We start from the raw sequence: 25,449 nt of genomic DNA on the forward strand, positions 1-25,449 counted from the left end.
TGATAAATATTTCAATGCTATGCAGTTAGATATAAAGTGCATTACAAAATAGATTTCATGGTACAATTTCTATACTAGAACATAAATCCTATTTTGACATGGGTGTACAGTTTTCCGATTTCAGGTGAATACATTGCATTCAATTCTAGAGGTAAGAATCCTAAATTATAACCCAATCCTAAGGAAAAACCATTGATATTTTTGACCGTGTCTGAATTCCAAAATTTAGTTTGGGTACTAAAATCATAAACTGCAGCATTAGCGCGTCCGATTAGAAAGAGACTTCCTGTAAAATTATACTGCATTCCCAGTTGCCCTCCTGCGACGGAGGTCGTATTTATTTGCTGTTCATTAAGTCCGGCAAATGCCACTTGCTGCCTAAACAATTGTTGAATTCCTCCCATATAAAAGTTATCGACGATAAAACCTTGAGAACGAATTGCTACGCTAGATTGCAAATTATAAAATAAAACCCACTTTTTATTCAAAGGGTTAAATTGTGTAAAATCAACCATAAATCGATAATATTGCGGCACATTGTTTAGTAAACTCGAAACATCCTCAGAAGTTCCATCTTCCAAATTGTTTTCGATTTGGGCTTTTCGATCAAAAAAGACTCCCGCTTGAGCAAAGAATAGATGACCTCGAGTGGGAAAATTTACTCTATCGGTGGTAATCGATTCGGAACCTAAATAGGTATAATAATTACTAACATATCCTCTGTAATAATCCCCTTCGATGACATCTGGCGAAAAACTATTTCTGTTATGAATGATCCCAGCCGATACATTCCAATCGTTTGCCATCACACGAGTATAATTTAAATCAATTTGCGAATAGCGTATATTGTACACAAAAAGCTTCTGTGTGCCGTCGTATCGATTCATCGGAAGATTTTGTTTTTCCCAACTTATTTTGAAATAATTATTGGCTTTGGGCCCAAAAATTTGCTTGTGTTCCAATAAAAGTCTAAAATTTTCTCCAATAGCCATTTTTGCTATAGATCGCGACTTATTCAAGAGCAAATCTCTCGAGGTCAAATTGAGCAACAATGCGGGTCCTGTAAAGGAATGAAAAGAGAGACCTGCTTTGACTTGGGTCAACGCTTTTTCTTTGATAATGCAAATCAATTTGGCGTGCCCCGCTGCCGTTGGTTCTAATCGATAATATATATTGTCATAATACCGACTGGCAAACGCAACTCTAAAACCATCATTTATTTGTTTTGCAGTATACCCTTTACCTGGTTTTATAGCTAATTTTTGCAATAACAAATTTTTACTAGTATACTCAATTCCTTCAAAATCGATAGCGTCTATTACGATCTTATCTATTTTGGGCAAACGACTGTACGGATCGTATTGTACTGGATATTTGGCGTTTAAGGAATCAGCAAGTCTTTTAAAATAAGGATAATAAAGTTTACCCACCACATTACCAATATCCATAATCGAATCTGTAGCCTCAAAGCTACCGGCACTGTATTTATCTAATTGAGGTTCGATGACAAGATTACAAAGTTTTTTTTCTTCAACTAAATCTGCGGCATCACGGTATTGGGTAATTTGATAAAATACATCGACTACATTATTCAATTTTTCGATATCCGGAAGTCCCGTAAATAGATTTACTCCAATTACAATATCAGCTCCCATCGCTTTAACATCTTTTACTGGAAAATTACGAACGATTCCACCATCGACAAGCTTGGTTTTATCTGTTTCTACCGCCGTAAAAACGCTCGGTATAGCCATACTGGCACGAACTGCTTTGACAATATCCCCTTTGGATAACACTACGGCGTTCCCATTGGACAAATCAGTGGCGATACATTTGAAAGGAATATTAAATTTAGAAAAATCTTTAAGGTTATAGGCTGGTAAAAACAGCCTGTTCAAAATCAACCATAATTCTTGCGAATCGATCAATCCTGTAGCCAATTGGGGCTTCCATTTTTTAATACCCAATTCAACCGAATATTGACCAAATTCATCTTTTTCGTCAATTCCAACGTATTTATAAATGGGTTTACCGCTCAACAATTCGTCCCAATTGAGCTTTTTGGTCACTTTTTCGATTTCATTTCCGGAATAGCCTACGGCATACATTCCGCCAATGATACTTCCCATACTAGTACCAGTAACATAATCGATTTTTAAACCTGCACTATCAATAGCTTTTAAGACACCAATATGCGCAATGCCCTTAGCTCCTCCTCCACTCAAAACCAAACCTACTTTAGGGCGTTGTTGCGCCTTAATGCAATGGATAGAAAACACCAAAACGCACAAATGGAATATTATATTTTTTAAAAAAGGATGTTTTGTTTTTTTCATTAGAGTAGGCTTTTAAATTGACTAAAAGTTAATTGGCATTTGTATTTTTAGATTTTTCCAAGGCTCTTTTTTCAGCTTTCCCTTTTCCTATTGGAATGCCCGCAGTGATATAAAAAGACCTGTGGTATTGATTTGGATTGGCATCTCCTTTCATTACCGTAACTAATCCGTAATAATAATTGAATCCAATATTCATCCCATGTCCTCCCATTAATCGGTATCCAGCACCAATAGCCAATCCCGCATCGATGACATGAATTTTATCTCGGATGTTGTTTTTATATTCAAGTTCATTTCCGTCAAAATCATTTTTAAATTCGTCGGTAGCTTTGCCCAGCAAACCTAATTGGGTTCCTGCTTTGACATAAATATGATTGTCAAATTTATATTTCATCATGATTGGTACATGAAAATAATTTATTTTTCGATCGACATGTCCATCCACAAAAGCGTTGTCTAATTCCGTATTATTCAAAGAATACACGGGCAAACCATTGGCACCTAAAGTTGATTTTACAATCACGCCAGTATTAACAGCCCAGGAGGGATTTTTAAGCATAAAATCAAAATAGAAACCAAGGTTAAAATCCGTTCTGCCTTTGGAATTTTCCAAATTAGAAATTGTCGAAAAATTTACCCCACCTTCTAAACCAAATTCTACTTTAGGAGAATTGAGCATATCGCCAAAGACCAACGAAATTAGAACCTGAGAATTCATTGATTGAATACTGAGCAGAAAAGTAAAAACCAATAAAAACTTTTTCATAATCCAGGTTTTAAATTACAATCCAAAACGGTACTGAAGGCTTGTCATAAACTGGGTTCGGGTGCCCAAAAATCCACATTCAGCTCTTATCATAAAATGTTTGTTGTATTGGTATTGCGTCCCTAAAAGAAAATTCCACATATCTTTTGGGGCTTTCTCTAAAGAATATTGCACGGTCGAATTCCCAATGGTGCTTAATGCTCCGTCTAAAGCTGTTAAAAATGAACCTGCTTTATCGAGTGCATTAGTAGCCGTTTCGTACTTGACTTTATTGACCGGATTGGCCTTTTCTAGGGGCGTTAATGCGTTCCACCAATTATCGACTGATGTTTGCTTTTCTTCTACTTTTACAAATCCTTGATCGACTTTGGATTGGGCATCACTACCTGAAATGAAATCAGACAAGGGTAAATTACCTTTAGTTTCACTTTTTAAATGTACTCTAAAAGCCCCCGTCCAAAAGGTAATATTACTGTCTGGTTTTCTTAATTTAAAGCTTTTTCCCATTCTAGGACCAAAAACAAATGATTGAGCAGGTTTGTCTAGACCGCTCAAATCTGTCCAACTTACATTCATATCCAAAGCAAGCCAGCCTCCGCCAATTCCGATGGTTGGCGTCATTCCCAGACCAAAAGTAGTGCCATCAAAATTAGCTACTGAACCAAATTTATATACTTCAGTCCAATTATTATTTCCGTCAGGAACCCATAATCCAGCATCGATAGTGGTTGAAGTTTGTGTTTTTCCTAATATTCCATAAACGTTTAAAAAAGGCAATAACCAAATATCAGGTCTGATATTTATGGCGCTGGCTTCGGCTACAGCACTATTAAAACGGATGATTTGATCTAAATTGTATTGAGGTCCATTGTTGAAACCCACATTGAGATTATCAATGACAATGTCCGATTTTTGCCAAAAGTAATTTAGCGACAAGCCCGCAGAGTAGGGCAATTTGTAGCCTTTTTGAGTTACTTTTTCACCCCAAATGGGTAGAGAATACGGATATTCAGCTATTTTAAGACTGTCTTTAATAATTACATTTTTTTTACCGACAATCTTATCGGTATAGACCTGGCTAAAAGTTTGAATGCTCCATAAAAATAAAATAAATTGGAATAATTTTCTTGGTGTCATGGGGTAATTCGATTTGATATTGAACTAATTATTTTAGAGGTAAAAATAAGCAAAAAAAATAATATTTATTATTAATTGCTTGGCTAATGACTATCTATTCTATGAAATACAGAAATACGAATTTTTAAACAAAAAAAAGTGATACCAAAATAATTTCGGTTGGATATCTTTAAATTATTGGAATTGATTTAGCAACAAATATATCAAGCTCAATTCCTTAATTTTCCTAAAAAAATATGAAGACCGCAGGCACTAGGGTGCATTAACGCTATTTGAACTAAATAGATTCTTTTCCAGAAAAATATGGAATATAACATTTACCGCATATAAATTTTCGGTGCTATAGGTTTCGTCATACTGATAAGTCAAATTGCCTTCAATGGCATAACGGTCTCTCCAAGTCGTGGTAACTCCGCCTATCAAACGAGTTTTAACTATTTTAGAATAACGAGAATCCCAATAGGGCTCTAAATTGACATAGGGTACAATCGAACTTTTGCCTGATTTATATTCTTTTTCTAGCATAACCCGATAGCGAAACCGATACGAAAAATCATTTTCTTGCCCCAGCCAACGAGTGTCCACTCTCAATCGATGAGAAAGCAAGATATTTCCCGGCAATGGAATTCTTTTATGCAGTTCGCTAAAAACCATTTCTTCCGTATAATCACCTCTGTTTTCGCCAATGCTCCATCCCTTCATCACTCCTGCGCGAACCATCCATACATTCATTTTTTGTGCTGTTTCTTGGTCCATTAGCCGCCGGATTATGGCATACTTGCCATCTCCCCAACCATAATCCAAGTGCAAATAGATATTTAAATCTCGGCTATCATTCTCATTGTATTTGGTTATGGGAATAAAAGTCGATACTCGCCAAGAGGAATTGAGTCGATACCAAATATCAGTTTCTGGCCATAACTCAAATGAGGAATTTTGCCCGTTACAAATAGTGCTTGTACCGAAACAAAGAAAAAACCAAAGAATAAATTTGTTCTGTAAATTCATTGTTCGTTTCGGCTTAAATTAAGATAAATGTAAGATTTGGTCCTACAGGAAATATGGTGCACACTCCAATTTTTTCAAACCAGTAAGGACATTAAGTTCGCTGCGCAAGTGTCATTAAGCAGACTGCAAACCTTAATTTTCTTAATTCCTTAATGGTTTAAATAATTGTAATTAAATTTATTAAATGATTGATTTTCAAACAAATCGAAAACAAAAAAAAAAAAAAAACATCATTAATGGCTTTCTTTAATACGATTCATCCCTTCGACTAAGGAATGCCATCCGCAAATAAGTGTCACTCGAAATCCATCCATTTTTAGATCTGTGGGTTGACTATCATTCACGGTAGAAGAATATGAAATATTCATCTGAATGTTATCGTTTATTTGGTATCCTAGTGTGCCTCCCACTCCAAGATTGTTCAATGCATTGCCTTCAACACCGTCGACAGTAGCTTGACCACCGCTATAGGAAATCACATCCAATGCCCCCCAAAATCTTTCCATAAAATCGTGTGTCAGATGAGCTTCCAATTGGTACATTGGTTTAGTTTCCATTTTTTGCCCCATAAAATCAGTGTTGTCAGAGAAGAACCAAATAGCAGGTACAAACTCAAATGTAGTACGTTTGCCCGGAACCCAAGCGCCGATCTGCCAAACAACAGGAGCACCCACACGACCATAATACCGATTTTGACCAATATTAATAGGACTTGAACTATCGTATTCTCCTAACGGAACAGCCAAACTAGCTATTATATCAACTGAAAATCCAGGTTGATATCGGAGTATTTCAGGAATGTTCATAATCGCTTTTGGACCAATAATATTTACTCCCAGTTGCAACATGGGATCTCCATATCCTCTGGCTGTAGTAGTGGTACTTAACATATTTAGCGAGGTGGTACTGGACAATCGTCCCATTGGCATAATGACCGAAACAATGGCCGAACGTTTGAATAAAGGCAGCAGTTTTGCATATCCCGCCATCGTCATTGTCGCTTCAAAATTGGCACCTGGAACGACTCTGTTGGATGGATCAAAAGGATTGGCATTCCCACCCATCGAAGAGCCAATTACCGGAACAGCATTGGTTCCCATCAAACCTTTCCAATAAAAACGGGCTCCATCTCCCTGAGCTATACTGGAAATCGATACAGAAAGCATGACTATAATCAGTGCTATCGAAAAATTACCAACACGATTGTTTACAAACTTTATATGGTTTTTCATGATTCTTTTTTCTTTAGTTTTTCTTTATTTCCTTAGGTTCAGCCATCATGCCTGCAGGCGGCACAAATTGTTTGATATTAATTAATGGAGGATAGCCTTCTTGAACTGGGAATCGTTGCGGCAATTGATCTTCCATTGCTTCAAAAGGACCGCGATTAGGTATGATCACATTATTTTCTTTCGCATATTTATCCCAAAGTACGAGCATTTCCCTTAGCTTATAAGGGTTTTGGGATGCTAAATCATTTCGTTCGGCTGGGTCTTGACTGAGGTTAAACAATTCCCAGTCCGACTTACCAAGAGGTTTTATCTCCCAGCGTATTTTCCAGTCACCTTGCCTTACAGCACGATTACCGAAAACTTCCCAAGCGATGTAGTCCTTATCCGTTCGTGGTGAAGCAGCCTGCCCATTGAGTACTGGAAGCCAAGATTTACCCATTAATTTGGGTTGCGCCTTGCCGTTAAAGGTTTCTGGATATTTTCCACCCGCTACTTCAAGCAAGGTCGGCATAATGTCGCCTACGAACATAGTGCCATGGTTAATGCTGCCCTTCGGTAGTTTGTTGATCGGACCACTTACTACCAATGCATTTCTTATGCCACCCTCGGCCATCATGCCTTTATACTGACTGAAGGGAGTCATAGATACTTGTGCCCAGCCTGCACCATAGCCTACGTAAGAGTTCGGTTCTCCCCAGGCATTGGGATTGTTGTTGGACCATTTCGAGGCAAAAAACAGGTAATTAAGTGTGCCAGGGGTGCCACCTATCATGGCCCCCAGGTCGTTACCTTCCGCACCATTGTCGCCAAATACAATAAAAATGGTGTTTTCATACTCTCCAATTTTCTTCAAGTGATCCACAAGCCTTCCTATATGATAATCCAAGTTTTCAACTAAACCGGCATAGAGTTCCATTTTCTTCCCAACCACGGCCTTAGACGCAGGCGCTAGAATGGAGTAATCAGGAACGTACCACATCCGCTCCGCGAGTTGGGCGGTTGCAGGAAGTATCCCGAGCTCTTTTTGCTTTTTCATTCGATCTTGTCTTACCATGTCCCAACCTTTGTCATACTCACCCACATGGCGGTTTCTCCAATCTTTAGGCAAATGGTATGGATCGTGAGGTGCTTGATGCGACACATAGGCAAAGAAAGGTTTGCCATCTTTTCTTCCCTCGTCAATAAAATTGATCAGTTTATCGGTATACGTTTTAGTCGCATAATAGTTTTTAGGAAGTTTGGTCAGGTATTTTCCATCTTCGGTAAAAACAGAAGTAGGATTGAGTGCTGTCATATTGGTCATGTCCCAATAACTACCCATACCATCAAGGAGGGTAAAATCTCGTTCAAAGCCGCGGGCAGCTGGAATCTTGTCAGGCGCTTTTCCTAAGTGCCACTTGCCCACCATATAGGTGTGGTATCCCACATCTTTCAACAATTGCGGCATGGTTACCAAGTTAGTGCTCAGATGCCCTTCGTACCCTTCTTTCCCCATCTGATTGGGAGCGGTCCACTCATCCATAGCGCCCAAACCATTGAGGTGTGTATCCTGCCCCGACAATAACATAGATCTTGTGGGGGAGCAACTGGCGTGCGTATAGTAATTGGTAAAGCGAGTGCCATTCATAGCAAGTGCATCCATATTTGGGGTTTTTATTTCACTTCCAAACATGCCCATGTCCGAGTAACCCATATCATCAGCAAGGATGATGACTATATTAGGTCTTTTACCAACGGTTTGTGATGCCGTAGGTTGACTTAATGTGATCTGTACCATAATCAACAGTACGGATGCGATAGTAAATTTTGTATTCATACAATTCTAATTCAGTTAAAATTTCTATTTTCTTTCCACCGTTACATACTCAATTTTACCATTGAATTTTGATGATTTTTATGATCCTAATTTTAAAATAAAATAAACTATTGATTATAAGGATTAAAGTTACCAAATTTACCTTTAAAATACGCCTAAAAAAATAGTTAATAATGACTATTTTCTTATATTTGCAAGTATAAATTGATTAAAAACTTAAAAAATTAGTTTTATGAATGACCAAGCTGATTATAATTTGTTTCATCAATTTATCGCAAAATATGCTTTCAATGGTTTCGTTGAAATCAATCGGAATGATTCCTTTATGTTGGAATTAGAGGCGATGATGGAAAAAAACAACCAGTTTTTCATTTTGGCAGACTTACTTCAAATGAACATCTTGTACACGAGCCAAAGCAGTGTTGCTATGATTGGGATAACTCCTGAGGCTATCAGTCCCAATGTATTTTTCGCAATTACCCACCCCAATGATTTTGAACGCTTTAGTCAAGGTAGGATACAATTGCTCAAACAAGCTCAAAATTTATACAAATCCAAAGCGGGAAATGCCTTCACATCGACGAATCTAAAAATCAGGAATCCCAAAAATAAATACTCGAGCTTACTTTTTCAATGTTTCCTTTTTTATGCCTCAACTCCTATCGAAACGGTCTATAGCCTAAATATTTATACCAATATCGATCAATTTAAATCCGTTGAAAAGCACTTTCATTACTACTCTGGAGATGATTTGACTTTTTTTAGATATCCCGACGAAATGCTATTGCAGGTTGGATCAATTTATACAAAGCGTGAATTAGAAATCATCAAACTAATTGATAAAGGCCTGTGTACAAATAAAATAGCAGAAAATTTATTTCTTAGTCATTGTACTGTAAATGCCCACCGTGCTAATATTTTGAAAAAATCCAACAGAACGAATATGTACGAATTAATTCACGATTTGAATGAAAATGGTTTACTTTAAAACCAATTCAATTCCAAATTGATACCTCAGACTAAAAAAAATTATTTCTCGTGTCGAACTACTTATTTTTTACTTATATTTGCATAAGTATTTTTACTTAGTAAATGTTAAACTGTCGATTTAATGTGAAGTACTCACTCCATAAAATCAATTTCGAAAAACCGAGAATATGATACATACCAACACACCAAAATTAACCGTTGTAGGCGCTGGCCCTGGAGATATAGAATTGATCACTTTGAAAGCCATCAAAGCGCTCGAAACCGCTAATGTTGTTTTGTATGATGCTCTTGTAAACGAAGAATTATTGCAATATGCCAAAAATGCCACTTGCATTTTTGTTGGCAAACGACTGGGGTGTCACGCCTACAGCCAAGACCAAATCAACGATCTTATTGTTTCGCAAGCACAGCGTTTTGGGCACGTAGTACGATTGAAAGGTGGTGATCCTTTTGTTTTCGGACGCGGAAGTGAAGAAATAGCCTACGCACAACAATTCGGAATAGAAACTGCGATTGTGCCCGGAATTTCATCGGCTTTGGGAGTTCCTGCATCAAATGGAATTAGCCTAACACAAAGAGGCATTTCCGAAAGTTTTTGGGTGATTACAGGAACCACTTCTGACCATAAATTGTCCAAAGATGTGACTCTTGCTTCACAATCTTCGGCAACAGTGGTGATCTTGATGGGGATGCACAAATTGGACGAAATCATCTCGATTTATCAAAAGAACAGAACCGATAATTTGCCTATTGCCATCATCCAAAATGGTACAAAAGCCAACGAGATAAAAGTCGTTGGAACCGTAAATTCTATCTCAGGATTAGTGGAGCAACACCAACTTTCTTCCCCTGCAATTATTATTATCGGCGAAGTGGTGAAGCATTCTTTTCATTTAGCCAACTTTTATCAAGAAAAATTTTCGAATGATGATTTCATTTTGCAAAATTTGAATATCACCGAAAAATTGTAGTAATACGAGCGCACCCCAACTCCCTCCTCACATTTTTTGAATTGGAATTCATAATTGATTCTATACAACCCAAATTGGCAGTTTTTTGATAAACTCCTGCTTTTTTGAGGGCCATTTGCCTTAATCAATTTTAAAAACTTCCTCCTTGAACTGCATTTTAGCATCAAAATCGCTTACTTAATTTATTAAAAACGTAAAATATTAACACTAATTTAATAATTGTTCAAAATAGCATCTTTATTTTTATATTAAATTTGATAAGTTATACCCATTACAATTGTTAAAACTCTAAAAATTTCTTAACTAAATAAAAAAAAAGATGAACGCACAAACAAAAAAATTCCGAATTAGCACAGCAGTTGTATTATTAAGCCTTATTGGGCTCACTGAGACATTAACCGCCCAAGAAAGCGGATATAAGAAAAATGATATCCAACCCATCGATTCCACTTATTTTGCAAAAGACCGATTAAAAGGTCGAGTTATCGTTGTAACTGGAGGTGCAAGAGGAATTGGCCGTGCTACTGCGATTCGTGCTGCAAGAGAAGGAGCCGCTGTAGTTATTGGTGATTGGCTAGCTGCTCAAGGTGAATCTACAGCAAAATACATCCGAAATGAAGGAGGAAAAGCATTGTTTGTAAAAACGGACATTAGAAGTACTGAAGATTGTAACCGTTTAATTGCGGAAGCGGTAAAAATGTTCGGAAAAGTAGATGGAGCACTATTGAATGCTGGGGTTATGGATGGAACATTCTCAGGAGATCCCTTTGACTATGATAAGCAATTCAAATTATTGCCCGCTAGAATGGACGAAGCGACGGACGAATATTGGAACAATGTTATGGATATCAACGTGACGGGAACTTTTAAATCGATGCGCTCCGTAGCCAAACAATTACTTAAACAAGGTAAAGGTGGTGCTATTGTTACCGTTGGTTCCATTGCAGGGCTAACCGGATTAGCAGGAAATCCAGCTTATGTTGCCAGTAAGCACGCGGTAAATGGTTTAACTCGAAATGCTGCTATAGACTATGCTCCTTTTGGAATTCGTGTTAATTCAGTCAATATGGCTGCGACCACAACGCCTATGACCGACAAGGCTTTTGCTTATGTGAAAGAAGTAAAAAAACGCGGAATACCAGGAATGGGTGGTGCTAAAACCGAGAGTTTATTGATGATGAACGACACCAAACACCGAATGGCAACCGTTTGGGAACAAGCTTCTGTGATCTTATTTCTACTTTCGGATGAAGCATCAAATCTAACTGGAGCACTTTATCCAACAGACGGAGGTTGGACAGCCTACTAGACTTGAACCGATGAAGATTAAGTATCTAATACTCGTTTTTGCTTTTTGTTTGGGAGGTTCAACTGCTTTTGGCCAAGTAACAACAGCATTTTTCGAAGGGGAAAGAATTTCCTCTGTAAATTATATTTTCAAGGGTCAACTGTCCGATTCTATTGCTGAAAAAAAAATAATAGAAACCGTAAAGCTCAATTTTCCTGTTGTATCTCAAACCATAATTCAAACTATTTTATTGGATGCCTACACCAGTAAAATACAAGATTTACCACAAATCAAAGAAGCACAATATGAAGTCACACCTTCTCAGTCAGGAGGTGTTGATATTACTTTGACCGTTGTAATTACAGAAGTTGCTAAGGAACAAAAAGAAAAAAGCGGACTTTTGATGGGCGAAAAAGATTTTCCTATTCTTTATTTGGATAAAAAATCCTTGCTGACCACAAAGTTTGCGTTGTCGGAAATGATTTATACGAATAATAATTCCTGGTACGCAAGAGAAGATGCTATGCTCAACGGAAATCCATTAGTAAATAATCCGCCAGGAAAGGGATATACAGGTTGGATTGAAGGCTGGTTTTCAGGAGGAATTTATGGCATTACAACTATTTCAAAAAAGAATAATTTATTTCTCTACGGAGGGTTGAGTTACATAGTCAGCGGATCGGCAGGACGAGAACTATTTACAGATGAGTCTCGATTTTTTGGAGAAATTGAGGATGGTTACGTTGGTTTTTTGGCTACTAAAAAATACGATTCCGGAAATAGTCTTTTGACCAATATTATCATTGGACGAAAACAATTCTCTATCGGACAAGGATTTATCATACGAAACACCGCTTCCAACGGAGATAATCGCGCTGCTTTACAACTCAATCCACGATGGGCTACTGACTTCTTGGGATTGGGAACGCTGCAATACAATAAATTTCTTTTGCAATTATTTCACCTTGACCCTAATGAGTTACCTCTTATTGACAACGAAACAAAATTCAATGGAGTCAATTTCGAGTACGGAAATAAAGATTCTAATAAATTAGGATTGATGTATTTAAATGTTCCTGAATCTAATTTTGGTTATTATACACCAACAGGAGATGTATTTGGAAGAAAAGGGCTAAACCTATATAATTTACGATATTATAAAAACAAGACTGCCGGTCAATCAGGATTATTTTACAAAGCAGAGTTTGCTTACGAAAACAACTCCAATTTCGATATGGAGGCCTACGCAGGTTATCTAGACCTTGGATGGAATTTTGTTAAAAACAAAAAAACAACTGTATTGCGGTATCGATACGCATATTTTTCAGGAGATGATCCTAATACGGAAAAATACGAACGTTGGGATCCCTTGCTTTCTGGTGGTAACGGAGAAGAATGGGTTATCGGGGCCAATCATTTCAAAATTGTGCAAAACAGCAATATGATCGTCAATCAATTGCAAGCCAACTTTAGACCTTGGAGCAAGATTGAATTAGTGCCACAAGCGATGTATTTGTATGCGGCTCAAAACAATAATATTGGAGGAAATCCTGCTTTGAGTACTCTTTCTAATAAAGAATATGGGTATGAATTTAATATTTCAGCAAAATATTTCCCCAATAAAAAGTGGTATTGGCACGGACATTTAGCCTACACAATACCTGGAGAAGGCGCCAAATTAGCTTTGAATAATACCGCAAAACCTTGGCTGAGTGCAATGGTGTTTTTTAGATATTCGCTTTAATGAAAAGCAATGATTTTATTTAATCCAATAATTGAAATTTTAAAAATTACACCCAACGCGTTAAAACACTATAATTTCAATGCAGCTTTCTAATCCAAGCAGATCTCCTAAAACCTCGAGACCGCTTTAACCATAAAAAAAAGTCCTGAATTTTCAGGACTTTACTTTTTATAGGATGTATCACTTAGTCTAAAACAAAACTCACACTCACATTGGCAGTAATTTCTATTTCGCCAGCGGCTAGGGTTTCTCTTGGCAATGCTTCATCGGCAGCCATCGCTTTCATTGCATAAACTCGCGGCGGCGGTGGAAAATAGGTTTGCGAAGTATCCGAAATCAAAATCGCCTTACCTACTTTTTGTCCCAAAACCGAAACATAATCCTCGGCTTTAGCTTTGGCATCCTTCATCGCTAATTTTCTAGCTTCCGATTGCAATTGCAGCATCTTCGACGACATGAATTCAACGGAATCAATTCGGTTGATGCCTTCATTAACCAAACCTTCCATCAAAGTATCGTATTTTGTCAAATCTTTCAATAGTATTCGAACCGATTGGACAGCGCTATAATTGTATTTTTTTTTCTCGTAATCATAATTTGGATTCAAGGCAATGCGTTGCGTCTGGAAATCTTCGGAAGGAATATTCGACTTTTTGATGAATTTCAATATCCCGTCCATCTTTTTGTCATTTTCGCGCTTAACCTCTTCGGCTTTGCTTCCTTTGGTTTCAATTGAAATGGTAATGGAAACCTGATCAGGAACAGTTTTTACTTTTCCTTCGCCTGCTACATTGATCATCGGAACGGGCTTTTGTTCCTGAGCATGCAAACTAGTCATTAATAATAGGCTAAGAATCAATAGTGCTTTTTTCATTTTTAATTCAATTTAAAATAGTTTCAGAACGATAGGCAAATCTTGTGCCAATTATAGTTTTCCAGCTTTGGCAAGAACAAAAAGAATTAAAATTGGAATGGCCAACAATACGACCATAAAAGTATTTTCTACCAACATTGAAGGCTCTTTTAGTATGGTTATCAAATAGCCTCCGATTGCACCACCGAAATGCGCTGTATGCCCAATAGTATCGTTTTTAGCTTTCATTCCGTAGATCGAGTATAATAAGTAACCGATGCCAAAAAGGTAGGCAGGAATAGGAATGGGAATAAAAAACAGGTATAAATTCATGGTAGGGTCAATCAGAATTGCCGAATACAAAATTCCAATAACAGCACCCGAAGCGCCGATTGCTCTATAACTGTAGTCATTTTTATGCATCACTAAAGTGAGTAAACTGCCAAAAATCAAACTGGCGATATAAATCATAAAAAAACTAGTGTTCCCAAAATAACGGATCACCACTGGAGCAAACATGTATAAGGTAAACATATTAAAAAACAAATGCCCCAAATCGCCGTGCAAAAAACCGGACGAAAGCATTCGAATATGCTCACCAGCTCGGATACTACCGATATGAAACTCATATTTTCTAAAAAAAGTGAGATCATTAAACCCTTTATAACTGAATAATACCGTGATTGCCATAATTGCAATTAAAATTGTACTCATATTGATTTTGAATTTTAGTAAGGTGTAAATCTAATTAATATTTATGGTTTTAAAAGAGATGAAAAGCCCTAAAGTACTTTCTAAAGGATTTTTTGAATTATATTTGTTGCAAATCTGTAGTTAATGCGCTTGATTATTTACCTTGTTGTCTATCCTCTTTTGTGGTGCCTCTCGATGTTGCCATTCCGTTTATTATATCTCTTTTCTGATTTTACGTATCTAATCGTTTATTATTTAATAGGTTACCGCAAAAAAATAGTACGCGAAAACATTGCTATGGCACTGCCCCATCTATCGGCAATAGAACGATTAACCATCGAGAAAAAGTCGTACCGTCATTTGTGTGATATGTTCCTCGAAATGATAAAAACGATGACCATTTCAGAAAAAGAGATTAAAGAACGATTTGTATTTCCGAATCTGGAAGTGTACAAAAAACTGGAGGAACAAGATAAAAGTATTGCGATGCTCTTGGCCCATTATGCCAGTTATGAATGGGTAATATCTATGAATTATTACGTCCGTTACAGCGCTTTTGCCGTTTATAAAAAAATTGCGAATCCCTATTTTGATCAATTGGTACGTGACATTAGATCCCGATTTAAAGCCAATCTCATCACGACCAAAGAAACGGTGCCGTATATTATCAAAAATAAAAACAACCAGCTGCTCTCAATTTACGGTCTCGCCAGCGATCAATCACCAAAAGTTACCTCTGCTTTTCATTGGCAAAAATTCATGGGAATCGAAGTCCCAGTGCATACCGGCGGCGAAATGCTTTCGAAAAAATACGATATGAATGTCATTTTTTTAAAGGTAAAAAAAGTAAAAAGAGGCTTCTATGAAGCGCGTTTTGAAATCCTTTCCGAAGATGTGGCTCAAGTTCCAAATTACGAAATTACCGATGCGTTTCTAAAGCTCGTAGAACAGCAAATTTACGAAGCACCCGAATTTTATCTGTGGACACACAAGCGTTGGAAACATAAGAGATAGTATTAAGCAGTACGATTTACACTTCCATCTTCTCGCTCCCATCTTCTAGCTTCAAACTTCTAGCTTCTCACTCCCAACTTCTCACTCCCATCTTCTAGCTCCCCACTTCAAACCATTTTTCCACTAAATCAGTCTCGAATGATTTTGCGTTTGTATGTATAAATTCGTTGGTGTTTTTATCATACCGATAATCTTTGGCCCAATCTTGATGATTTTGCGCCATTGCTTTTATACTTTCGCAAACAAATTCTATCTCTTCATTAGTAGTCGTAGGATGAATCGACATTCTTATCCACCCCGGTTTTTTGAGTAGTTCCCCTAAAGAAATTTCATCAATAAGTTGATGGGAAGTTTTCTGATCGACATGCAATAAATAATGCCCGTAGGTTCCTGCGCAACTGCACCCGCCACGGGTTTGAATGCCAAATTTATCGTTCAATAATTTTACCCCCAAATTAAAATGAAGGTCTTCGATATAGAACGAAATTACTCCAAGTCGCTCCTGATGTTGCGCTGCTAGAATTTTAATATTTGAAATAGCACCTATACTCGAAAAAATATACTCGACGATTTCGTGCTCCCGTTTCAAGATATTATCTATTCCCATCTTATCTTTCAGCTGAATAACCAAAGCGGTTTTTATCACCTGCAGAAAACCCGGCGTGCCCCCATCTTCTCTATCTTCGATATTGTCGATGTATTTGTGCTCGCCCCAAGGATTGGTCCAAGAAACGGTTCCTCCGCCCGGGTTATCCGGAATCAAATTCTGATACAATTTTTTATTAAAAACCAAAACACCAGAAGTTCCCGGTCCGCCAAGAAATTTATGTGGCGAGAAGAAAATCGCGTCCAAGTAACTTTCGGGATCTTCGGGATGCATATCAATAGCAACATAAGGCCCTGAACAAGCAAAATCCACAAAACAAAGTCCATGGTGTTGGTGCATCAATTTTGCGGCAGCGTGGTAGGGCGTTTTGATTCCGGTAACATTGGAACAAGAGGTGATTGAAGCAAATTTGAATTTCCTGTCTTTGTACTTATCCAGTAACTTCCCGAGATTTTCTAGGCTGAACAAACCTTGTTTGCAACACGGAATCACTTCAACGTCGGCAATGGTTTCCAACCATGAAGTCTGATTGGAATGATGTTCCATGTGCGAAATAAAAACAACTGGTTTTTTTTCGATTGGAATACAGATGCAATCTTTCAAGTTTTCTGGAATCTTCAAACCCAAAATACGTTGAAATTTATTGACAACTCCAGTCATTCCGGTACCGTCCGTTATGAGTACATCATCGTCATTGGCATTGACATGCTGCTTGATATAATTTCTCGATTTACGATACGCCATGGTCATGGCGGTACCTGAAATTGTAGTTTCAGTATGGGTATTGGCAACGAAAGGACCGAACTCATTCATCATTTTTTCCTCGATAGGTCGATACAAACGGCCACTCGCGGTCCAATCCGTGTAAATGATTTTTTTTGTACCAAAGGGCGAAACAAATTCCTGATCAATTCCTATAATATGGTCTCGAAACTGTTGAAAGTAGTGCTCTAAATCGGTAGGTAATGCCGCATTATTCATAAAATCCAAATTTGAGGTCAAAGATACCTAATTTTAGTTATTTTAAAAACGCCGAAATTAGGATCAGGGCGATCGCGTTTAAAATTTTCAGACACGAATTGCACAAATTAGCACAAATTGTATTATTTTTTAAAATTAAATTTCACGAATTTTAGTTGTTTTTAAAAGTTCGTGCACTCAAAACAGATTGAAATCTGTGTAAATTTGTGACCCGAGCGATAGCGAACAGGCGAAGCAAATCTGTGTTAACTTTTTTTAAAAGCGAATGCCGAAATTAGGAAGCATTTATCCAAAATTTTCAAAAACTTTTGGCAAAACTCAACAAAATAGTTTGTTTGTAATAGGGTTTCAATGGTGTTTGTAACAAATCCCCCTTCAAAATTGCGCGATGGGTGATAAATAGGTTTTTGAATATTCTGACTTTTGTGATAAACATTCCATCCATCAAAATACTAATATCAGTATCCGTTAGATAATCTGAAGAAAATCCCAAACGATATTGCATTTCTAACCATTTCTTATACTTTCGGTCATACCAAATATTGAGTTCGGCGCCAAGTTGGTCAAAAACAAATAAATCATAATCTCCGAAAGAATCAAAAGTTTGGGTGTAAAACCCAGTATTTGCAATTTGCTGACTGGTTAATCCATACAAACTAACCGAATATGGTGAAAGGGAAAGTCTGAAATATTCATTAGGTTGGTATTTTATTCCGGGTGATAAAATTACCTGATATGGATTTAAAAATCCCTGAATCTTTCCATTGTTATTGTAGTCTTTAAAATAGTCACCATCATAAATTGTAAAAATCGATGTGCTATTTTTTACAATTAAATTGGCATTCCATTTACTGTTTTTACTGAAGGTATACGAGAAATCGTGAAGGGTAAGCAAATCGTCTGTTACTCGTTGAATTCTATCGCTTCCTGAAATTCCATCTTTTTGAATACCAAGTGTCCAGTGAAGTTCATTTGTCATTGCAAAACGACTCCCTTCCTTATAATAATCCAATCCTAAATCTAAGGCACTAGTGGCCGAAAAACTATTTTTATCTGGCCCTGAAGGCGCATTGAATTCTAAAATATTGCTCAAATTTAAACCCAAAGCCGCTGAATATTGATAGGACTTTACGGGTTCTTCTGCGAAAACTACTGGAGGTAGATCAGTAAAAATTTTGTCCTCTACTATATTTTTATCAAATTTAGTATAGGTAACATTTTCAACTTCCGACAATAAAATGGTTGACTTTTTTACCTTATTTTTTCCATTGACATAAGCATAAGTATATATCGTGGGAGTCTGTACAAGTACTTTACAGCGTATTTCTGTTGAATCTTTTTTTTGAATTACATCTTTTTGGGCCACTAAATTAGTTGTTGAGCATAGTACTAGTAGTATCAAGATTTTCTTTCTTACTGATAGTTTAAAAATAAAACTACTTATTACCCGTTGGGTGTAATTCAATTTAATTTTTTTTAAACACATAGAATCATAGTTTTTTATTAATTTTATTAAGACGCTTCGCTTGATTTTAGTAAATCATAGCTATGTGAACCCAAGAACTGGGCTATCCAACTCTTTTTTCTATGATTCTATGCGTTTCAATTTTACTATTTCTAAAAATTTAATAATTTCACCCAACGAGTTACTTATTGAAAAATTTAATCGATCTGAAAAATGGGATGTATATTTTTTCATAATATTGACTAATGAAATAGGTGAAAAAAAATATCAGATTACTATTTAGAATAAAAAAAGGAAGCATCGCTACTTCCTTTTTTTAATTTTTTATTTTGGATTATTTGAAGTTTTTGTATTAGGTTTCTTTTCTCCAGGCAACCCTTTTTCGTTAATTGCCATTGCTGTACAAACTCCATCTTCTATTTTTAAGAAAAAATCTACAGCGCTACGGCTTTTTCCTCTAGCGCCAGAACCCGATGACATTGTACCACTTTGTGACATTCCCCAACTCCATTCCGCAGTAATAGCGCAATCTCCGTTGGGACAATCGCCTGTTGGTATTTCACAAACATCACCATCACACGAAATTTTGGTAGTTTTTCCTCCACATCGTTTTGTAATAGTAAACTCTTTGAAAGTAGCTTTTCCAGCACCACCACCCGAAGCGCTTGACATTGCCGCATCGGAACTTGAAGCTGTCGTCGAACTAGACATCCTCTTGCCTAATGCCATACCAGTTGAAGCATCCCTAGGGCTTTTTACTTCGGTCACAGCATCGTCTGAAGCGCTTACACTAAATGTGGATAGTGTTTTGTAATAATCATATCCTTTTTTTGAAGTTGCCATTCCGCCTGCGGCATCTGCTGAACTTGACGGAATACTTTCAAAAATAATTGTGCAACCCGTATCCGACGGCACTACTCTTGCTTTGACATTTTTCTTTAAATCGTAACTTGCTGTTTTTTCGTTGGTTTGATTACTTTTTGTTCGAGTAGGAAGAGCTGCTGCCTCTTGCGCAAATAATTGATTTGTAAAACTTAAAAAAGCAAATAAAGCGACGCTAATAAAAATTGATTTTTTCATGATTTCTAAGGTTTAATGGTTAATTTATGAGTGGTTTAGTAATAGATTAATTGCGTTTAAAAATTGTTACCGAATTAATAAAATCTACAATAAAAAAGCAAAGAGCACTATGAACTCCCTATTAATGAATCGCCTTCTTAATTACCAAAATAGGATATATTTTCATAATATATTGGATAAATATACAATTTTTTAGTCAACTTTAGAATATTTGATAATTTTAATTACAAATATTAAAATTATGAGCAAGAAAAAACCCTTTCAAAAATAAATTTTAAAAGGGTTATAAAGTATAAAATTGAGAATTTATATTCCTGCGATTGCTTTTATTTCGTCAATAATTCGCAAGGCCAAAGCATCGGCTTTTTCTTGTGAAGCTGCTTCGGTATAAATACGGATAATGGGTTCTGTATTGGATTTACGAAGGTGCACCCAATTTTCGGCAAAATCAATTTTTACCCCGTCGATGGTAGTGATGTCTTCATTTTTGTATTTTTCGGTCATGGCTACCAGAATCGCATCCACATCGATTTGTGGCGTCAATTCAATTTTGTTTTTGCTCATAAAATATTCCGGATAGGAAGCTCTCAAGGCAGAAACTGTCATTTTCTTGTTAGCCAAATGTGTCAGGAATAAAGCCACGCCCACCAAACTATCACGGCCGTAATGCAATTCAGGATAAATAATTCCGCCGTTACCCTCGCCACCAATGATGGCATTGTTTTTCTTCATCAATTCCACCACATTCACTTCGCCAACCGCACTGGCTTCGTAGCTTCCCTTGTGTGCATTCGTCACATCACGCAAAGCGCGAGACGAGGACATATTCGAAACCGTATTACCTGGTGTTTTTCCCAAAACAAAATCGGCACAAGCTACCAATGTATATTCCTCGCCAAACATCTCACCGTCTTCGCAAATGAAAGCCAAACGGTCTACATCGGGATCTACCACGATTCCTAAATCCGCTTTTTCTTCGACCACCAATTCCGAAATATCGGTCAAATGTTCTTTCAAAGGTTCTGGATTGTGTGGAAAATGACCGTTGGGTTCGCAGTACAATTTCACCACTTCCACGCCCATCAATTCCAACAATTTCGGAATAATAATACCTCCAGATGAATTTACACCGTCAACTACCACTTTGAATTGAGCTGCTTTTACCGCTTCGATATCGACCAAAGGCAAGTTCAATACTTCATCGATATGAATATCCATATAAGCATCATTTTCAATGATTTCGCCTAAACTGTCCACATCCGAAAAATCGAATGCTTCGGCTTCGGCAATTTGAAGGATTTTTTCTCCCTCGATGCCGTTTAAGAATTCTCCTTTTTCATTCAATAACTTCAAGGCATTCCATTGTTTTGGGTTGTGTGAAGCCGTTAGAATAATTCCACCATCGGCAGTTTCTAGCGGAACAGCCACTTCCACCGTGGGTGTTGTCGAAAGACCCAAATCGACCACGTCAATCCCTAAACCCACCAAGGTATTCACTACCAAATTATGAATCATGGGTCCCGAAATACGAGCATCTCTGCCGACCACTACTTTCAATTTGGAATTTGGGTTTTCTTTTTTGGAATTTTGACGAAGCCAGGTTCCATAGGCCGAAGCAAATTTTACGGCATCAACCGGAGTCAAATTATCCCCTACTTTTCCGCCAATAGTTCCCCGAATTCCTGAAATAGATTTTATTAAAGTCATATAATTTTAGATTTTAGATTGCAGATTTTAGATTGCAGATTTCGAATACAAATATAAAAAAGTTATGTATTTAATAAGTCTTATTTTATAAGTTACTAACTCTTTTAAAAATATCAAGGCTTCGTGTTTTTTTATATCTTTATCACATTACAATTAAAATCATAATTTTAGCAAAAAAAGGGAAATTGAGAAGTCCAATCTGAAATCTAAAATCTACACTCTAAAATGAATTTCCTAGCCCACATTTATCTTTCTGGTGAAAACGATTTAATGAAGATTGGCAATTTTATGGCCGATGGTATTCATGGAAAACACTTTGATCATTTTCCAAAGGAGATTCAAAAAGGCATTATTTTGCATCGTGAGATTGATACTTTTACCGATGCTCATCCTATTTTTAGGCAAAGCACCAAACGATTGCACGCCAATTATCATCATTATTCAGGCATCATTGTAGATATTTTTTACGATCATTTCTTGGCCAAAAACTGGAGCTCTTATTCAGAGGAATCTTTAGAGCAGTACACCGAACGTTTTTATCAATCCTTGCGGGATAATTACGAGTTGCTGAATGAGAAAACCCAAAAAATGCTGCCATATCTGATTCAGCAAAACTGGTTAATGAGCTACCAAACTATCGATGGGATTGCCTTTATTCTAGAAAAAATGGACAACCGGATGAAACGCGATTCGATTATGCGCCTTTCAGTGGCTGAGTTGAGAACTTATTATGCGGAATTTGAGCAGGAATTCACCATATTTTTTGATGCAATAATTGCACATACAAATTTGAAAATACAGACTTTATGAAAAAATTTTACAGATTAAATACTTGATAGTAAATAGGTTTTTTAAAAAATAACAGTAAAATGAAAAATATCTCTATCCTGTTTCTTTTGTTTTCAATAATTTCATATTCCCAAACAGAGAAAACAAAGTCTAAGAAAGATTTTAACGATAAAATAGTTGACTTTGCAATTGAAAATTGTGAGGAGAAATTTATTGAATTACCCGATTTATACGATACTACAACTGAAAAAATAGCTAATGATAAAAATGAAAAATTGATTTTAGCTGAAAAACTTATAAACAGAGGATTTAAAGAAATAAATTGGGGACGTGGAAATCATCCCTTAGGCCCAAGAATTATAGATTTAACTTTAAGGAAAGGTGATTGTGAATGTGATGTAATTAAAATTTATTATTCAACAGCAAATGAATCGCAATATAAAATGACAGAAAAAATAAAATGCAGAAAAATCAACAATTAGTTAAGAATAGCTTTGTCCTAAATAATACATTCGAAATTAAATCAAAATGAAAAAAACAATTATCCTATTCCTAATCATCAGTTTCGGTTTCAAACCCATGCGCATTATTGCGCAAACGGGACTTGTTACCCAAAAAGCAATGGTGGTTTCGGCACGTGAAGAAGCCTCGAAAATTGGTGTCGAAATCATGAAAAAAGGAGGCAATGCCTTTGATGCTATGGTGGCTACCGAATTGGCTTTGGCAGTCGCTTATCCTTATGCAGGGAATATTGGAGGTGGCGGTTTTATGGTGTATCGAAAAGCGAATGGAGAAATAGGCTCTTTGGATTACCGTGAAAAAGCGCCTTTGGCCGCTTCAAAAGATATGTTTTTGGATGAAAATGGAAATGTAATCAAAGGAAAAAGTCTCGAAACGGCTTTGGCCATTGGCGTTCCCGGAACAATAGCTGGCGTGTTTGAAGTACACAAAAAACTAGGTTCTTTGCCCATAGCAGAAATCTTAAAACCTGTAATAGCCATAGCCGAAAGAGGGGTTATTGTGACCAAAAAACAGGAAAACCAATTGAAAAATTACCACGAAGCTATTGTAAAAGTAAATGGCACTAACTCGCTTTTTTCTAATACATTAAAAGAAAAAGATACCATAAAATACCCCGCTTTGGCCAGCACCCTAAAAAGAATTGCTAAAAACGGTCGAGACGAATTTTACAAAGGAGAAACAGCTAAAATCTTAGTAACGTATTTGCAACAAAAAGGAGGCATTATTACTATGGAAGATTTGGCAAAATACGAAGCCAAATGGAGAAAACCAATCAGTTTTACCTACAAAGATTTAAAAATCATATCGATGCCGCCACCCAGCAGTGGAGGAATTTGTCTAGCTGAAATTCTTAAAATGGTGGAACCTTATGACCTAGCTCAAATGGGACACAATTCGACCCAAGCGATTCAAGTCATCGTCGAAGCCGAACGCAGAGCTTACGCCGACCGAAGTGTGTATTTAGGCGATCCTGATTTTGTAAAAATCCCTGTTGCAGCCCTGATTTCGGAAAAGTATTTAAAGGAAAGAATGTCCAACTTTAGTTTCGACAAAGCATCCTTATCTTCCGATATTCGAGAAGGCAAAGTCACATATAACGAAAGTACCGAAACCACGCATTATTCAATCGTCGATCAGTTTGGTAATGCTGTTGCAGCAACGACGACTCTTAACGACGGATTTGGTTCCAAATACTATTGCGATGCATTGGGCTTTTTCCTAAACAACGAAATGGATGATTTTAGTGCCAAACCGGGTACACCCAATATGTTTGGTTTAGTGGGTGGCGAAGCCAATAGTATTGCGCCACAAAAAAGGATGTTGAGTGCGATGACACCGACCGTAGTCGAAAAAAATGGCCAATTATTTATGGTCGTTGGAACTCCGGGTGGTTCGACTATCATCACTTCGGTTTTGCAAACGATCTTGAATGTTTCTCAATTCAAAATGAGTATGCAGGAAGCGGTGAATGCGCCTCGTTTTCACCATCAATGGTTGCCTGATGTGATTACTTTTGAGCCCAATACTTTCGACACCAAAACCTTTGATGCCTTGAAAACCAAAGGGTATATCATCAATGAGAAAACCACTCCTGTGATTGGAAAAGTAGATGCCATTTTGGTTTTGCCTAATGGAAAATTAGAAGGCGGCGCTGATAAAAGAGGAGATGACACTGCAGCAGGATTTTAGATTTTAGATTTTAGGTTGCAGATTTCAGGTTGCAGATTTTGAATTTTTATAATATGAATTTTACCACCCAATTAGAATCCGCTTTTAAAGAAAAGGCTAATCCCGAAAATGCGTTTGCAATGGCAAAGTATATGCGGAATCATTTTACGTTTTTTGGAATAAAAACGGAGCAAAGAAGACAAATTTTCAAAGATATCTGGATGGTATATAAAAATGAAATTGCAGATAATCCAAGAACCATTGCTTTAGAACTTTACACAAAAAAAGAACGAGAGCTTCACTATTGCGCCATTGAAATTTTAGTAAAGCAACTCAAAGGAAACTACAAAAAAGAAGACATTCATCTCATCGAAAAACTAATCCTAATAAACTCCTGGTGGGACAGTGTTGATACCATCGCCAAATATATTTTGGGCCAATACCTAGTCGAATTTCCATCCGAAACCGTAAGGGTAATCAAGCGTTTTTCGGATTCCGAAAATATCTGGCTTAACCGGAGTGCGATTCTCTTTCAATTGAGTTACAAATTGAAAACCAATTTCGATGGGCTACAATCTGAATGTGAAAAGCATAAAAATTCTAGAGAATTTTTTATTCAAAAAGCCATCGGCTGGGCCTTGCGAGAATACGGGAAATCGAATCCAAAGGCGGTTCAGGAATATGTAACAAATACCAATTTAAAACCACTAAGCACAAAAGAAGCACTGCGAAATATAATTTTGGATTAAAATATTGATATTTTTGTATTCCATCTCAAAACG

Annotated in this window: 21 protein-coding genes; 9 read left to right on the forward strand and 12 right to left on the reverse strand. The window is 36.9% G+C overall.

What is annotated here, in order from left to right; genetic code table 11:
• Positions 1 to 74: 74 nt before the first annotated feature.
• From E1750_RS02370 to E1750_RS02395, 6 genes are all read right to left on the reverse strand, one after another.
• Positions 75 to 2,336 (reverse strand): patatin-like phospholipase family protein, encoded by a 2,262-nt coding sequence (locus E1750_RS02370; RefSeq protein ID WP_133275224.1) that lies wholly within the window; start codon positions 2,334 to 2,336, stop codon positions 75 to 77.
• Between the two features lie 28 nt (positions 2,337 to 2,364).
• Positions 2,365 to 3,102, reverse strand: coding sequence for a porin family protein (locus E1750_RS02375; protein ID WP_133275225.1), 738 nt, complete (start codon positions 3,100 to 3,102; stop codon positions 2,365 to 2,367).
• A gap of 15 nt (positions 3,103 to 3,117) precedes the next feature.
• Positions 3,118 to 4,239, reverse strand: coding sequence for a hypothetical protein (locus tag E1750_RS02380; protein ID WP_133275226.1), 1,122 nt, complete (start codon positions 4,237 to 4,239; stop codon positions 3,118 to 3,120).
• A 252-nt stretch (positions 4,240 to 4,491) separates the two neighbouring features.
• Positions 4,492 to 5,247, reverse strand: coding sequence for a DUF2490 domain-containing protein (locus E1750_RS02385; protein WP_133275227.1), 756 nt, complete (start codon positions 5,245 to 5,247; stop codon positions 4,492 to 4,494).
• Positions 5,248 to 5,480: 233 nt separating this feature from the next.
• A complete protein-coding gene (locus tag E1750_RS02390) occupies positions 5,481 to 6,479 on the reverse strand; it encodes a transporter (RefSeq protein ID WP_133275228.1) in 999 nt (332 codons plus the stop codon).
• Between the two features lie 13 nt (positions 6,480 to 6,492).
• The gene (locus E1750_RS02395; RefSeq protein WP_133275229.1) at positions 6,493 to 8,295 is read right to left on the reverse strand and encodes an arylsulfatase; all 1,803 of its coding nucleotides are present in this window, start codon (positions 8,293 to 8,295) and stop codon (positions 6,493 to 6,495) included.
• 232 nt (positions 8,296 to 8,527) lie between these two features.
• Between E1750_RS02395 and E1750_RS02400 the strand changes: the two genes are divergently transcribed.
• From E1750_RS02400 to E1750_RS02415, 4 genes are all read left to right on the forward strand, one after another.
• Positions 8,528 to 9,283, forward strand: coding sequence for a LuxR C-terminal-related transcriptional regulator (locus tag E1750_RS02400; RefSeq protein WP_133275230.1), 756 nt, complete (start codon positions 8,528 to 8,530; stop codon positions 9,281 to 9,283).
• Positions 9,284 to 9,452: 169 nt separating this feature from the next.
• Entirely contained in the window at positions 9,453 to 10,256 is an 804-nt protein-coding gene (gene cobA / locus E1750_RS02405; RefSeq protein ID WP_133275231.1) for a uroporphyrinogen-III C-methyltransferase, read from the forward strand.
• Positions 10,257 to 10,575: 319 nt separating this feature from the next.
• On the forward strand, positions 10,576 to 11,565 hold the full coding sequence (locus E1750_RS02410) for an SDR family NAD(P)-dependent oxidoreductase (RefSeq protein WP_133275232.1): 990 nt from the start codon (positions 10,576 to 10,578) through the stop codon (positions 11,563 to 11,565).
• A 10-nt stretch (positions 11,566 to 11,575) separates the two neighbouring features.
• Positions 11,576 to 13,288 (forward strand): hypothetical protein, encoded by a 1,713-nt coding sequence (locus E1750_RS02415; protein ID WP_133275233.1) that lies wholly within the window; start codon positions 11,576 to 11,578, stop codon positions 13,286 to 13,288.
• Between the two features lie 184 nt (positions 13,289 to 13,472).
• On the opposite strand, the gene E1750_RS02420 is transcribed toward E1750_RS02415, so the two are convergent.
• Both E1750_RS02420 and E1750_RS02425 read right to left on the reverse strand, forming a co-directional pair.
• The gene (locus E1750_RS02420; RefSeq protein ID WP_133275234.1) at positions 13,473 to 14,162 is read right to left on the reverse strand and encodes an SIMPL domain-containing protein; all 690 of its coding nucleotides are present in this window, start codon (positions 14,160 to 14,162) and stop codon (positions 13,473 to 13,475) included.
• A 51-nt stretch (positions 14,163 to 14,213) separates the two neighbouring features.
• Entirely contained in the window at positions 14,214 to 14,855 is a 642-nt protein-coding gene (locus E1750_RS02425; RefSeq protein ID WP_133275235.1) for a rhomboid family intramembrane serine protease, read from the reverse strand.
• Between the two features lie 123 nt (positions 14,856 to 14,978).
• Here E1750_RS02425 and E1750_RS02430 point away from each other — a divergent pair, with 123 nt between their 5' ends.
• The gene (locus E1750_RS02430) at positions 14,979 to 15,848 is read left to right on the forward strand and encodes a lysophospholipid acyltransferase family protein (RefSeq protein WP_133275236.1); all 870 of its coding nucleotides are present in this window, start codon (positions 14,979 to 14,981) and stop codon (positions 15,846 to 15,848) included.
• 94 nt (positions 15,849 to 15,942) lie between these two features.
• On the opposite strand, the gene E1750_RS02435 is transcribed toward E1750_RS02430, so the two are convergent.
• The 4 genes from E1750_RS02435 to glmM all read right to left on the reverse strand — a co-directional run bounded on the left by E1750_RS02435 (position 15,943) and on the right by glmM (position 21,688).
• Complete coding sequence (locus E1750_RS02435; protein WP_133278059.1) at positions 15,943 to 17,436, reverse strand: aminotransferase class V-fold PLP-dependent enzyme; 1,494 nt, start codon at positions 17,434 to 17,436, stop codon at positions 15,943 to 15,945.
• A gap of 298 nt (positions 17,437 to 17,734) precedes the next feature.
• Positions 17,735 to 18,838 (reverse strand): hypothetical protein, encoded by a 1,104-nt coding sequence (locus E1750_RS02440; protein WP_133275237.1) that lies wholly within the window; start codon positions 18,836 to 18,838, stop codon positions 17,735 to 17,737.
• A 387-nt stretch (positions 18,839 to 19,225) separates the two neighbouring features.
• Positions 19,226 to 19,981 (reverse strand): hypothetical protein, encoded by a 756-nt coding sequence (locus E1750_RS02445; RefSeq protein ID WP_133275238.1) that lies wholly within the window; start codon positions 19,979 to 19,981, stop codon positions 19,226 to 19,228.
• 306 nt (positions 19,982 to 20,287) lie between these two features.
• Positions 20,288 to 21,688 carry a phosphoglucosamine mutase gene (gene glmM, locus E1750_RS02450; RefSeq protein ID WP_133275239.1) on the reverse strand — a complete coding sequence of 467 codons (1,401 nt, stop codon included), beginning with the start codon at positions 21,686 to 21,688 and terminating at the stop codon, positions 20,288 to 20,290.
• A 225-nt stretch (positions 21,689 to 21,913) separates the two neighbouring features.
• Between glmM and E1750_RS02455 the strand changes: the two genes are divergently transcribed.
• Genes E1750_RS02455 through E1750_RS02470 form a run of 4 tightly spaced genes read left to right on the forward strand, consistent with a single transcriptional unit; the run spans position 21,914 to position 25,416 of the window.
• On the forward strand, positions 21,914 to 22,498 hold the full coding sequence (locus E1750_RS02455) for an acyl carrier protein phosphodiesterase (RefSeq protein ID WP_133275240.1): 585 nt from the start codon (positions 21,914 to 21,916) through the stop codon (positions 22,496 to 22,498).
• Positions 22,499 to 22,557: 59 nt separating this feature from the next.
• A complete protein-coding gene (locus tag E1750_RS02460) occupies positions 22,558 to 22,959 on the forward strand; it encodes a hypothetical protein (protein WP_133275241.1) in 402 nt (133 codons plus the stop codon).
• A gap of 46 nt (positions 22,960 to 23,005) precedes the next feature.
• On the forward strand, positions 23,006 to 24,688 hold the full coding sequence (gene ggt, locus E1750_RS02465; protein ID WP_133275242.1) for a gamma-glutamyltransferase: 1,683 nt from the start codon (positions 23,006 to 23,008) through the stop codon (positions 24,686 to 24,688).
• Between the two features lie 53 nt (positions 24,689 to 24,741).
• On the forward strand, positions 24,742 to 25,416 hold the full coding sequence (locus tag E1750_RS02470; RefSeq protein ID WP_133275243.1) for a DNA alkylation repair protein: 675 nt from the start codon (positions 24,742 to 24,744) through the stop codon (positions 25,414 to 25,416).
• Positions 25,417 to 25,449 lie beyond the last annotated feature (33 nt).

The sequence above is a fragment of the Flavobacterium nackdongense genome (assembly GCF_004355225.1).
In the GTDB taxonomy this organism is placed as follows: domain Bacteria; phylum Bacteroidota; class Bacteroidia; order Flavobacteriales; family Flavobacteriaceae; genus Flavobacterium; species Flavobacterium nackdongense.

What these genes read in the sequence shown, in the direction of transcription:
- E1750_RS02410 (WP_133275232.1), top strand. Translation starts at nt 10,576, where the DNA reads ATGAACGCACAAACAAAAAAATTCCGAATTAGCACAGCAGTTGTATTA.
- E1750_RS02380 (WP_133275226.1), bottom strand. Translation starts at nt 4,239, where the DNA reads ATGACACCAAGAAAATTATTCCAATTTATTTTATTTTTATGGAGCATT.
- E1750_RS02470 (WP_133275243.1), top strand. Translation starts at nt 24,742, where the DNA reads ATGAATTTTACCACCCAATTAGAATCCGCTTTTAAAGAAAAGGCTAAT.
- E1750_RS02430 (WP_133275236.1), top strand. Translation starts at nt 14,979, where the DNA reads ATGCGCTTGATTATTTACCTTGTTGTCTATCCTCTTTTGTGGTGCCTC.
- glmM (WP_133275239.1), bottom strand. Translation starts at nt 21,688, where the DNA reads ATGACTTTAATAAAATCTATTTCAGGAATTCGGGGAACTATTGGCGGA.
- E1750_RS02385 (WP_133275227.1), bottom strand. Translation starts at nt 5,247, where the DNA reads ATGAATTTACAGAACAAATTTATTCTTTGGTTTTTTCTTTGTTTCGGT.
- E1750_RS02390 (WP_133275228.1), bottom strand. Translation starts at nt 6,479, where the DNA reads ATGAAAAACCATATAAAGTTTGTAAACAATCGTGTTGGTAATTTTTCG.
- E1750_RS02415 (WP_133275233.1), top strand. Translation starts at nt 11,576, where the DNA reads ATGAAGATTAAGTATCTAATACTCGTTTTTGCTTTTTGTTTGGGAGGT.
- E1750_RS02400 (WP_133275230.1), top strand. Translation starts at nt 8,528, where the DNA reads ATGAATGACCAAGCTGATTATAATTTGTTTCATCAATTTATCGCAAAA.
- E1750_RS02375 (WP_133275225.1), bottom strand. Translation starts at nt 3,102, where the DNA reads ATGAAAAAGTTTTTATTGGTTTTTACTTTTCTGCTCAGTATTCAATCA.
- E1750_RS02435 (WP_133278059.1), bottom strand. Translation starts at nt 17,436, where the DNA reads ATGAATAATGCGGCATTACCTACCGATTTAGAGCACTACTTTCAACAG.
- E1750_RS02395 (WP_133275229.1), bottom strand. Translation starts at nt 8,295, where the DNA reads ATGAATACAAAATTTACTATCGCATCCGTACTGTTGATTATGGTACAG.
- E1750_RS02460 (WP_133275241.1), top strand. Translation starts at nt 22,558, where the DNA reads ATGAAAAATATCTCTATCCTGTTTCTTTTGTTTTCAATAATTTCATAT.
- ggt (WP_133275242.1), top strand. Translation starts at nt 23,006, where the DNA reads ATGAAAAAAACAATTATCCTATTCCTAATCATCAGTTTCGGTTTCAAA.
- E1750_RS02370 (WP_133275224.1), bottom strand. Translation starts at nt 2,336, where the DNA reads ATGAAAAAAACAAAACATCCTTTTTTAAAAAATATAATATTCCATTTG.
- E1750_RS02420 (WP_133275234.1), bottom strand. Translation starts at nt 14,162, where the DNA reads ATGAAAAAAGCACTATTGATTCTTAGCCTATTATTAATGACTAGTTTG.
- E1750_RS02455 (WP_133275240.1), top strand. Translation starts at nt 21,914, where the DNA reads ATGAATTTCCTAGCCCACATTTATCTTTCTGGTGAAAACGATTTAATG.
- E1750_RS02425 (WP_133275235.1), bottom strand. Translation starts at nt 14,855, where the DNA reads ATGAGTACAATTTTAATTGCAATTATGGCAATCACGGTATTATTCAGT.
- cobA (WP_133275231.1), top strand. Translation starts at nt 9,453, where the DNA reads ATGATACATACCAACACACCAAAATTAACCGTTGTAGGCGCTGGCCCT.
- E1750_RS02445 (WP_133275238.1), bottom strand. Translation starts at nt 19,981, where the DNA reads ATGAAAAAATCAATTTTTATTAGCGTCGCTTTATTTGCTTTTTTAAGT.